The sequence below is a fragment of the Streptomyces sp. NPDC002701 genome (assembly GCF_042889045.1).
GTDB lineage: Bacteria > Actinomycetota > Actinomycetes > Streptomycetales > Streptomycetaceae > Streptomyces.
In genome coordinates this window covers 1-10,534 of sequence record NZ_JBIAQL010000055.1, presented here as the reverse complement: position 1 = coordinate 10,534, position 10,534 = coordinate 1, and the positions used below count along the sequence as shown (strand labels likewise).

Sequence of the window (10,534 nt, the reverse complement as noted above, 5' to 3'; positions counted from 1 at the left end):
CAGCCGGTGATGGCCAGAGCGCTGATGACGGCGCCGGTGCCAAGTGCGCGGCGTGTCAGGGGAGTCAGTGGCGTTTTCACCACGACATCGTTGTGCAGAGAACTGATCAGATGTGCGTGCTTTCCGGAAATTGGCTGAAAAACCGCTGCTCAAGCTGACAGTGCATCCCTTGTTGCGACCGCTTCTCGCCCCGTTGTCAGTGGCGGCCCAGCAGGTTTGGTGTGTCGGGGCGTCCTGCGGGATGCGTTCGCGAAAGTGTCACACTTCCGGTCGGAGCTGTACGCGTGTTTGACCGCGCGGGGCGACGCGTTGTTCGAGTTGTGCGACGCGCTGCTGTGCACGGACGGGCCGGTGCGGACGCTGGTTGATCTCGCGCTCACCCCTGAACACCGCCGCGGGCGCGGGGCTCTGTACGGCGGGCTCAACCAGGGCCGGATCGATGTCGCGCGACTGCGTCGGGCCTTGGTCACGTTGCCGTTGCCGAGGGCGGCGGACGGTCGGCTGGTGCTGGCGGTGGATGTCTCGCCGTGGCTGCGGCCGGACGCCAACACGTGCGCTGACCGGGCCTTTTGCCACACGGTCGGCCGGAGTGAGGGCAAGCATCAGATGGTGCCGGGCTGGCCGTACTCGGTGGAGGCCGCGCTGGAGACCGGCCGCACGTCCTGGACGGCCGTGTTGGACGCGGTCCGCTTGGAGCCTGGCGCCGACGTCGCCGCGGTGACCACTGTGCAGATTCGTGTGTGGCACGAAAGGGCATCCGGTTGATGCCCTCCGTGGTCGGCAGGCGAACGTCGTCGCGTGCCATGGACGGGGTAGAGGTGGGGAGTGGCTGCTATCGAGGGTGATCTGTGGTGTGGAGTAGTTGGCGGGCTCTAGTGGTGCGGTGGTAGCGGACCAGGCGGCCGTCGCGGTGTTTCTCTACTAGGCCGGCTGCCAACAGGCGGGACAGGTGGAAGGAGACGGTGGAGGGGCTGAGGTAGTGGAGTCCGGCCAGTTCGGTGGTGGTCCGGGGCTGCCCGAGGTCTTGTAGCAGGCGCAGTCGGGTGTCGCCGAGCACAGGAGCGATGCAGGGCCGAGGAGAGCTTGTCAGGTCCAGGGGTACGGCGATCTGGGCGGCGTCGGTGTGGTGTGGGGCGTGGAGGGCGACCCGGCCGAGGTGGAGGGTGGGTATCAGAGTGATCGGGTGGGATCCTTCGACCTCGCCCTGGTGATGCGAGGCGATCTCCAAGGCGTTGTCCTGCCAGGCGAGAGTGGTGTGCAGAGTGGACAAGGCGCCTGCGATGCCTTCGCGCGCTGCGACCCCGCTGTGGCGGTCGATGAATTCCTCAAAGGCTGCGGTGAATGTGGCCCATCGGCGGGCGAACACCGTGGACCACAGCAGGTGCAGCTCGCCGGCCAGCCGTTGAGGGAGTTCAGCGCCGGCCGCCTCGATGCTGGTGCTCACCCGTTCGTCGACGGCGCGGAGTTGGTTCTCCCGCAGCCATGGGCAGCTGAGGCGGCGGGCGGAGCCTCCGGCGAGAAACGCCTCGAACTGCGTCTGTACCGTCTCCGCATCCACCGTGGCCACCGCGTGCAACTGCTCCTCCACTGGCGGCAGAAAAGTACGCGGAGGGGGCGTCAGCATCTCCGGCAGGTAGACCGCATACCCCTGCACGACAGCTGTCAGAAGCGGACAGCGCCCGGTCCGCAGCACCGCGAGGACCTCAGGTGACATGGAGGTCGGGGTAGGTGCGGCCGGCCAGCATGCCGTCTCTGCCACGCCGACCAGGGCAGCGGCCAGCTCCCCCACCGGCGAGGCACCCCACCGCAGTGTGGCCAACCGCCGTGTGGGCATTTCGACGCGGATCACACATCCCCCTGCCGCTTGTGCCCTGCACCTACTGGGGCCTCTCTGCGAGCTTACGGCCGACGCCTTGCTCCGGGCTCCGCTGTTTCCGGCCGTCCGTCGGGCATGAGCTTTCGAACCTGCTCGAATCGTCACCCGGATGCACCGGGGCGATGCGACGCTTCAGACACAGCCACCGGTGACCGAACTATGCCGTTGTCTCATGAAGAACCCGCGCACATATCCACGCTCCGCCCATCTCCGAACAGCACGCACCGCGCCCCCGCGCAAAAGGAGAACAAGAGTATGAAGACGGTCCGGCGAAGTCCCTGGCATGAGACGTGGCCCTCGGCATTGCTCTGCCCCTAGGTGTGCCTCGCTGGATAATTCGAAAGCATTCGCAATGTTAAGGCACCGGAGAAAGGAAAAAAATGGTGCGCCGTCGCGTCCCGTTTCGCAGAAGGATGGCCGTTCCCCTCTGTGGACTTCTCCTCCTCACCGGAACAGCCGCGACAGCGTACGAGCTACACCGGCTGGACGAGGAGAAACCAGAGCAATCGACGGCAGCAGGCGCCTCGTCGGCGGCGAGCGAGCGGAGCCTGCTGTTCCGGGCCGAACAGATACTTCTGCGTGACTGCATGCGCGGGAAAGGTTTCTCCTACAGCGTCGTGAAAGAGGCTCCCATGGCGGAGTCGCGGGAATTCCCATACGGCATCAACGACGTACGGTGGGCCGGAAGTCACGGGTACGGAACGGATATCGTCCGGAAAATTGCGCGGGTAAAAGAGGAGGACCCGAACCAACGTTATTTCCGAAGCCTTCCCGCGGAGCGCAGGCGAGCGGCGCTGCTGGCCGCCAACGGCCCCCGGGCGAGGGGGTTGACGGCCCGGACGCCGGGCGGTGCGGTGCTCACCCGCAGCGACGAGGGCTGCGGGACCGCCTCCCAGGACGCGCTGTACGGGGACGCTGCGGCGTGGTTCCAGGCGCGAGCCTCGGTCGACGAGATGGACGCCGTCCGTGTGCGGCGGACCCTTGAAGATCCGGCGTATCGGCGCGCGCTGCGCCCGTGGAGCACCTGCATGCGCACCGCCGGCTACCCGTACACAAGCCCTGCGAAGGCACGTGCTGCCATGGCGTCGTCGCCGGGGACCGTCTCGGGCGAGGACGAGCGGGAGGCGGCGACGGCCGAGGCCAGATGTATGCGCGACTCCGGGCTCGCCGGGATCGCCGAGCGGCTCGACGCACGACACGACCGACTGCTTCGGCCCGTCTACGGGGACGCCGTCACGACCGCGGCGGCCCTGCGGGCTGAAGCACTTCCACGGGCCCGCCGGATCGTCGGTGAAGCCCGTCCGTGAGAACACGCCCGCATCCGGGCGTCCGACGAAGGGATCTCGATGAATTCCAAGCGCCTCGCCCTCCTGGGTGCCGCTATCTGTGCCGCAGTGATGACTGTGCCCCAGACCGCCGCGCAAGCTTCACCCATCAACGACGAGAAGACCTCCCTGATCAACCACGACGTGACCCCAACCTCCGCCGTCCCGGCGGCCGACGGGTACTTGTACTCCTACAACGAAATCAACTACGTTGACTTCTGCTCCAGTTGGCTGAACGACTCGTCCAACTGGGGTTCCTGCCAGGACCGTTCCAGCTCGCTTTGGAACAACGGTTTCCCCGGGGCCTACGACGACGTCTGGGTGTTCGAGGGGCTCAACTACACCGGGGCCAAGCGCGGGTTGTACCAGGGGGCGGAGATCCCCAACAACGCGGCGTACACCTTCGATGGTACGTCCCTGTCGCTCAACGACAACATCTCCTCGCACCGCTGGACCAACCTGTAGCCCCTGGCGGGCCGGCGTCACCGGTCCGGGCCCCGCGTCCGGACCGGTGGGCCGGACACGTCGGCGCCGCGCTCGCGGACGCGAGGGGGGCTGTTGCATTCGCGTCGGGATGCCGCCGAGCGGTTCGCCGGGGTCCGTTACTCAGTCTCGCCCGGCGCCGAACTGGCGACGTCGCTGCGCTCCATCGTGGAGTCGCCCTCTGCGGACCGGACGACTGCGGCCGCGCGCCACCTGTTGCGCTCGGGCCACCTGCCGACGCTGGCAGCCATCAGCCGCGGCTTCACCATCTACCTACCGGAGTTTTTGACGGCACACGATTCGAGAACCTTCCCGAAACGGTGCGGTGCTGGGACTGCGGGCACCGCAACCTGCTGCTTGATCCCGGCTCGGAGTAGACGGCCGGGCGCACGGGCGTGAGCACGCACCTGGCGCCACCGGAGCTCCGCCGTACCGACGGCGGGATGGGACGGAGGTGCGGCGGAGCGGCGGCCCGCAGCAGCCGGATGGCGGCCGGTGCCGACCCGGCGGAGCGGCGGTCGGTGGGCGGGAACAAACACCGCCTTCCGTCCTGCGGAGCGATGTACGGGCGTGAGGAAGGGCCCGCCATGTGCCGGGCCCTTCGGAGTCCGCGCGGTCGTGTCGTGGACTGTCAGTCCAAGTCGTTCCCCTTGCGGTGGTCGATCAAAGTGTCCGGCCCGGGGGACATGATGGTCTCGTGGCCGTTCTCGGCGCGCACGCGGTGAGGCGGTGTTCCGTCCGGCCCGAGAACCTCGACGATCTCTACGACACGGTCCTGCTTACCGGCGACTCGGCCATGCATGACCAGGCGGTCCCCTTTAACTTGTTATTTATCCTATTCGACGCGGTTTTGTGCCGACTTTGTGGTGGGCGGGACGACTGTGTGACCGAGCGGGATAGTTGGCGGACGAGCGCGGTAGTTGGCGGATCTTGATGCACCATCGATGACCAACGCGCGCACCTGCGGCGACGTCCTCGCGCTCGGAGATGGCGGTGTCGTAATCTGCCATGTCGGACGACGTCAGAACATCAGTAGCTGGTGCCACGAGATGTCAGTGGGCGGTGACGGCTTGGGGGGGCATCCGCAGGCTGTACGCGACATTGTCTTCAAGGACGTCGACAAGCTGTCACACGGTCATGCCGACGTCGAGCAGATAGCGCTTTGAGCCGCAGCCGCGCTGGTCGAAGAGGACGACCCGAAACTGCGGTGAGGGCATGGCCTGTACGGGCACCCAAAGCCCTTGCCAGTGTCGGATTGACCATGGTGTCTACTACAAGGCGTCGTCCGCTGGTGTGATGGTCAGGAGATCTGGAAATGGGCGAGCTGTACCCGCCGGTGGAGCCGTACGAAAAGGGAATGCTCGACGTCGGTGACGGCAACGTCGTGTACGGGGAGGTCTGCGGGAATCCGGACGGAAAGCCTGCGCTCGTCGTCCACGGCGGTCCGGGATCGGGATGTGGGCCCGGCGCCCGCCAGTACTTCGCTCCGGAGCGGTACCGGTCGTCCTGTTCGACCAGCGCGGTTGCGGCCGCAGCACCCCGCACGCGAGTCAACCCGCGACTGACATGCGGCACAACACCACTCAGCACCTGATCACCGACATGGACCTGCTACGCGAGCACCTGGGAATCGACCGCTGGCTGCTGTATGGCGGCTCGTGGGGATCCACTCTGATCCTGGCCTACGCCGAGACCTACCCGGAGCGGGTGTCGGAGATCGTCATCTCCGCCGTCACCACCACCCGGCGCTCTGAGACCGACTGGCTGTACCGGGGCGTGGGCCGGTTCTTCCCCGAGCAGTGGGAACGCTTCCTCGCCGGGGCCCCCGGCACACCGCGCAACGGTGACATCGTCGCGGCCTACGCGCGCCTGATGGAACACCCGGACGCCGCCGTGCGAGAGAGGGCCACGGCCGACTGGTGCGCCTGGGAGGACACGGTCCTGTCCGGGGAGACGAACGGTTCCTCCAACCCGTACGGCGACCGCCCGCCGGCCGCACAGCTGGCCTTCGTCCGCATCTGTGCCCACTACTTCTCCAACGGCGCGTGGCTGGAGGAAGGTGCACTGCTCCGCGATGCCCGCCGGCTCGCCGGCATTCCCGGCGTGCTGGTCCACGGCAGGCTCGACATGGGCTGCCCGCTCGACACCGCCTGGGAACTCGCCCGCGCATGGCCCGACGCGGAACTGATCGTCGTCGGCAACGCGGGCCATCTGGGTAGCGACACGACCCGTACGCATGTGCTTCGTGCCCTCGACCGGTTCGCTCGCCAGGAATGAGACCGGACCCCCCGGAGGACCCCGGCAGCCGCTGACATCCTTCATGTCGCCGACCGCTGACATTCTTATGTCGCTCGACACGCCAACTATCATCCTCAAGATCCGTCAACTAGCTTTCTCTGCCCGCCCGTGACCTGCACCGAACTGGGCATGATCCGCCAACTATCCCCCTCGGTCACAGACTGAACGCCTCGCCGGTAGCGAGGACTCTGCCCACGTCATGCCGGGTGGCCAGGCGTCGATTCTTCGAGCCCGGCGGCCTGCCGGGCCCGGGCCGGGAAGGTTTCGGTGCACTGGCTGGAGACCCGGTCTTCGCGTGCAGGTTCCTGAACCCTCTGCGGACGCGGGCGGGCGTCAGCCTGTTCGGCTCGGTCGGCTTCTCCCAGGGCCTGCGCAGGTCGGCGGCCAGCGGTCGGACGAGCCGGAGCTGGGTATAGGCAGCGATTACCAGCCAGGTCCACCGGTCGGCCGCTCCCGAACTGCGGAGCCGGGGTCTGGTCCACCCCAGGGTCTGCTTGAACAGGCGAAATGTGTGCTCGATGTCGAAGCGGCGGAGGAAGGACTGCCAGCAGCGGTCGACATCCGGTTCGGTGGCACCGGTGCCCGACCACCACAGCCAGACCGGCTTGTTGACCCCGCCGCTGGGCAGCTTCTGAACGACCAGGCGGATGACGGTACCTCGATCATGGGCAGCGGCCCTTCGTGGCCGAGCCATGCAGCCCGGCGGGTCAGCCGCGGGTGCAGTCGGTCCCATGCCTGCGCGGTCGCCTTCCCATAGTGCCGGGTGTCCGTGACCGTCACGGCCTGCTCGGCGCCCCAGGACGTGGGGTCGCCGAAGACGAACTCGCCGCCGTGCTTGGGCGGCCGACCGCCCTTGTGGTTGGCCAGGTGCAACTCTTCGCGCGAGGGGGTCGGACGCCGCATCACCCGGTCCGAACGAAGCCGGCCGAGAATCTCGATGGGCAGCCCGGCCAGCAGGTGGGCGATGCGAGGGGCGTCGTATCCGGCGTCCAGCACGACCAGGATCTCCGGGGCATCCGGTCGCCACTGGCCGACGGCGACAAGGCGCTCAACGACTTCGCGAATCTGCACCGTGGTCACTGCGGCGACGTCGGCGCCGGGCTGAAGACGGACCGCGTCCAGCACCGCCGTCCAGGACGTGCGGCCAGTCTCCAGCGCGGCCACCACCGAGTACGGCCACCCGGGCACCATTTGATGCTTGCCCTCGCCCCGTCCGAAGGTGTGGCAAAAGGCTCGGTCAGCACACGTGTTGGCGTCCGGTCGCAGCCACGGCGAGACATCCACCGCCAGCACCAGCCGACCGTCCGCCGCCCTCGGCAATGGCACCCCAGCCAGGGCTCGACGCAGCCGTGCGACGTCGAGCCGTCCCTGTTGAGCCCGCCGTACAGGGCTCCGTACCCACGGCGGTGTTCGGGCGCGAGCGCGAGATCGACCAGAGTCCGCACTGGCCCGTCCGAGCACAGCAATGCGTCGCACAACTCGAACAAGGCGTCGCCCCGGGCAGTCAGACACGCGTACAGCTCTTCCGCGAACGCACCCCGCAGGACGCCTTGATGCTCCAGACTCACGACCACGGCCTTCGCGCTGATCCACTCTGTGACGGAGCACAGGATCAGACGAAGGCCGCCTTCGCGTCTACGGAACTGAAAGAATGCAGGTCAAGTTCGAGATGCGTTCGAGGCGAGATCCAGATGCTCGTTCATCGAGTGCAGTTGCGCGAACTCGTCAGCGAGCATGCTCGTCATGACGAGATCGTGGTAACGACCGGCGAAGAACACGTGGTCGCGAAGGCGTCCCTCCTCCACGAAGCCAAGCCGACGATGAAGGACCAGCGACGCTTCGTTGTGGGCGAAGATCCGCGCTTGGCACTTGTGATATCGCCGCTCGGCAAACATGAAGCGCAGCAGCACCACCACCGCTTCCGCGGCATATCCCTTGCCTCGATGATCAGCGCCTATCGTGACGCCGTACTCGAACCAGCCCGCACGCGGATCAGCGTGGTGCGAGCCGATACTGCCGACTGTGTCCCCCGTATCGACCGCCTCAATAGCCAACACGAAGCAGTCTCCATCGGGCTGGGCAACAGCCTGTTCCTTCGCCCAGGCGCGAACGCCTTCGGCGGACCGAGGCGGTTGCAGTAGATCGCCCAACCGCTCCTCGTCCACAGCGAAGCGCATGAACGCGGTCCAGTCGTCGGGCTCAATGCCGCGTAGCCGTACCCGCTTGCCCGTCCAGAACGATGTCATCCCCTATTCGATCACGTTGCAGTACCCAAGGTCCGAGCCTTTGCCCACCCTCGAACCAACCTGTGACCTGGCACATCAGCGTCACTGGATATGCCAAAGATGAAACGCGCTCAGTGCTGGCTGTTAAACGGCAAGCTTAGTCGCAATTCAACTGAAAGCGATGAAAGTGGGCGTTTCGGTCACCGGATTTCCTGGAGCGGCAGACCGGCTCTACTGCCCGCCACGGCGTGAAGGGCCTCGCGTTGCCCCCCGAAGTACTGCCTGTCCCACCAGGTCGAAGACGCCTGCGGGCCCATGCCCGACTTCTGGAGCCGGGGCCTCGTAATCGGTCTGTGGTCGCCCCGACCACGGCGTGGCGGCCTACGCCGGTGCTCCCCCGGCCTCCGGGCCCCAGCCGTCCACAAGGCGGCCAGGGCGCGGCGCTGGGCTTCTTCGCGGGTGACCTGCCGGGCGAGGATGTCGCGGTCGACGTACGGGGTGAGGGCGGTGAGGACCAGGCGCTGGAGTTCGTCCGGCTCTAGCGCCTCCACCTGCCACTGCACCGAGTGGACCGGGTCGAAGCCGTAGCGGCGGGCGAAGGCCGGCCAGCGCGGATCGCCGTGCTTGCCCTCGGTCGCGGGCAGCTCGTAGGAGCGGACCTGCTCGCAGGTCAGCAGCGCCCGCTCCGTCCGGCTCCAGCAACCCGTGCGCGTCGACAACACCCGCCGTAGGGCCGGGAAGCTGGATACGGAGCGTCGTGCGCAGCTGGTCGGTCTCGGTTGGCCATGGGCGGCGCAGAAGGGGTCTGCGTGATGTGGAGTGCGGAGGATGGGGCCCGTTCTGCGGTCAAAAACAGGCAGTGGCTCGATCTGCACCTCTACCAGTGCCAGCTCAACCCCGCCGACACCGCCGACTAAACAACTGACCTGCGTTCACCGTCCAGGGTGCGGCTGAACCGCTGGGGCTGTGTCGGGCACGCCGGTTCTTTACAGCCAGAGACCTCCGGGCTCGCCCGCTCTGACAGGGTCAGCTGCTCGCGACGCATCGCCGCCCTGGACCGCGCAGCCCGACCTCACATGGCCCGACGGCCGGCGGGATCCCCGCCGGGATCGTCAGCGAGCATGACGGACGCAGTGATCCGCTTGCCCACCGGTTCCTGGTGAACGCAGAAGGTCTGGGACACCGCCATCACGATCTCCAGGCCGTGCTGACCGATGCGTTGCGGGTCGGCCGCCTGGATGGACGGCTGTGTGGGGCTGCTGTCCCATACGCTGATCTGGACAGCGCCCTCGCTGATCTGAAGGTCCAGCAGGCACGGGCCGGGGGCGTATTTGGCGGCGTTGGTGACCAGTTCACTCACGACCAGCTGCACCGTGCCCATCGCCCGCGCCGAGACCGGCAGACCGTGCTGGGCCTGGACAGTGGTGAGGAAGTCGCGGGCGAGACCGCGGGCCTCGGCGATGCCCGCGCTGTCCTCGAACGCGGCAGACGCCGTGACCGGGGCATCGGCAAGGGGCTCCTGGCCCTCGTTTCGGGCAGCAGCATCCACGGGAACCGCCTCACTTCCGAAGCGTCGAGCAATGCCCAGTGCAGTTACCCCACAAACCCTGCAGCATCCTCACACCAAAGAGACCGATACACCAAGGAGACCGGTTTCCGGAACCTTGGTGCGGATTCTTCGCACGGGCAGAGGAGGAGAGGGCAAAGGTGAACGAGCGAATCGGGCAGTGGCACTTCCCGGCCCGCCACGCCCGCGGGGTGTTCGCCGTCGCACGCCATTGCGCCACCCGGCTCCGCGGCCTCGCCGAGGTCTGCCACATCGCCGAACGCACCGCCCGGGGGATACGGGCGGGGCCGCACCCCTGCGAAATGCGCCATCGCGCCCCTGGTCCGGCGCTACAGCAAGCGCGGACCTTCTGGCACGCTGCAGATACGCGCCATGCGCGTCAGCCCCTTGACCGTCCCGTATCCCCGCGACGGTCAGGGGTTGTTCCCCCCCTCTGCGACCACTTCCCGCCGGCTGGGAACGCGACGCCCACCGACCGCCCGCCCGGCACCACACAGGCCATGACCATGCAGACCGTGACCGCGCGGTGGAACCGTCGTTGCATACGACGCGCCGTGTTTTCACCCCCGCCCCCGGGACCTGCGCAAGTGAGCCCTGCGGGTCCGTCCAGGATCCGCAGGGCTCGCTGCTGTCACAGCCGCACACGGCCCTGATCACCACAGGCTCGATCACGGCAAGTCATCACGGTGCCCAGGGCGGGGTACATTCAGCGCAGGTCCGTGCCTGACGGAGCCGGCACGGACCGCCCACCGCCGTGTGC

General features: G+C 67.4%; 7 protein-coding genes and 3 pseudogenes. 4 read left to right on the top strand and 6 right to left on the bottom strand.

The window, feature by feature from the left end; all coding sequences use genetic code 11:
• Window positions 1-219 precede the first annotated feature (219 nt).
• Window positions 220-750, top strand: a pseudogene (locus ACFYXC_RS41495) (transposase); the annotation flags it as partial.
• Window positions 751-832: 82 nt separating this feature from the next.
• Here the strand turns inward: ACFYXC_RS41495 and ACFYXC_RS41490 are convergent.
• The gene (locus ACFYXC_RS41490; protein WP_389558303.1) at window positions 833-1,714 is read right to left on the bottom strand and encodes an ArsR/SmtB family transcription factor; all 882 of its coding nucleotides are present in this window, start codon (window positions 1,712-1,714) and stop codon (window positions 833-835) included.
• 542 nt (window positions 1,715-2,256) lie between these two features.
• Between ACFYXC_RS41490 and ACFYXC_RS41485 the strand changes: the two genes are divergently transcribed.
• Window positions 2,257-3,183: a hypothetical protein gene (locus tag ACFYXC_RS41485; protein WP_389558301.1), complete on the top strand. Its 927-nt coding sequence runs from the start codon at window positions 2,257-2,259 to the stop codon at window positions 3,181-3,183.
• Window positions 3,184-3,273: 90 nt separating this feature from the next.
• Window positions 3,274-3,666 carry a hypothetical protein gene (locus ACFYXC_RS41480; protein ID WP_389558299.1) on the top strand — a complete coding sequence of 131 codons (393 nt, stop codon included), beginning with the start codon at window positions 3,274-3,276 and terminating at the stop codon, window positions 3,664-3,666.
• Window positions 3,667-4,315: 649 nt separating this feature from the next.
• On the opposite strand, the gene ACFYXC_RS41475 is transcribed toward ACFYXC_RS41480, so the two are convergent.
• Window positions 4,316-4,492, bottom strand: a complete 177-nt coding sequence (locus tag ACFYXC_RS41475; RefSeq protein WP_389558305.1) for a DUF1918 domain-containing protein — start codon at window positions 4,490-4,492, stop codon at window positions 4,316-4,318.
• Between the two features lie 507 nt (window positions 4,493-4,999).
• On the opposite strand from ACFYXC_RS41475, the pseudogene pip reads away from it, so the two are divergent.
• A pseudogene (gene pip / locus ACFYXC_RS41470) lies at window positions 5,000-5,961 on the top strand (prolyl aminopeptidase).
• Between the two features lie 175 nt (window positions 5,962-6,136).
• Here pip and ACFYXC_RS41465 read toward each other — a convergent pair.
• The 4 genes and pseudogenes from ACFYXC_RS41465 to ACFYXC_RS41450 form a co-directional block, all read right to left on the bottom strand.
• A pseudogene (locus ACFYXC_RS41465) lies at window positions 6,137-7,550 on the bottom strand (NF041680 family putative transposase).
• A gap of 90 nt (window positions 7,551-7,640) precedes the next feature.
• Window positions 7,641-8,228 (bottom strand): GNAT family N-acetyltransferase, encoded by a 588-nt coding sequence (locus ACFYXC_RS41460; RefSeq protein WP_389558297.1) that lies wholly within the window; start codon window positions 8,226-8,228, stop codon window positions 7,641-7,643.
• Window positions 8,229-8,407: 179 nt separating this feature from the next.
• A complete protein-coding gene (locus ACFYXC_RS41455) occupies window positions 8,408-8,929 on the bottom strand; it encodes a hypothetical protein (protein ID WP_389558295.1) in 522 nt (173 codons plus the stop codon).
• 350 nt (window positions 8,930-9,279) lie between these two features.
• Window positions 9,280-9,756, bottom strand: a complete 477-nt coding sequence (locus tag ACFYXC_RS41450) for an ATP-binding protein (protein ID WP_389558293.1) — start codon at window positions 9,754-9,756, stop codon at window positions 9,280-9,282.
• Between the last annotated feature and the right edge of the window lie 778 nt (window positions 9,757-10,534).

What these genes read in the sequence shown, in the direction of transcription:
- ACFYXC_RS41490 (WP_389558303.1), bottom strand. Translation starts at nt 1,714, where the DNA reads ATGTCACCTGAGGTCCTCGCGGTGCTGCGGACCGGGCGCTGTCCGCTT.
- ACFYXC_RS41485 (WP_389558301.1), top strand. Translation starts at nt 2,257, where the DNA reads ATGGTGCGCCGTCGCGTCCCGTTTCGCAGAAGGATGGCCGTTCCCCTC.
- ACFYXC_RS41480 (WP_389558299.1), top strand. Translation starts at nt 3,274, where the DNA reads ATGACTGTGCCCCAGACCGCCGCGCAAGCTTCACCCATCAACGACGAG.
- ACFYXC_RS41460 (WP_389558297.1), bottom strand. Translation starts at nt 8,228, where the DNA reads ATGACATCGTTCTGGACGGGCAAGCGGGTACGGCTACGCGGCATTGAG.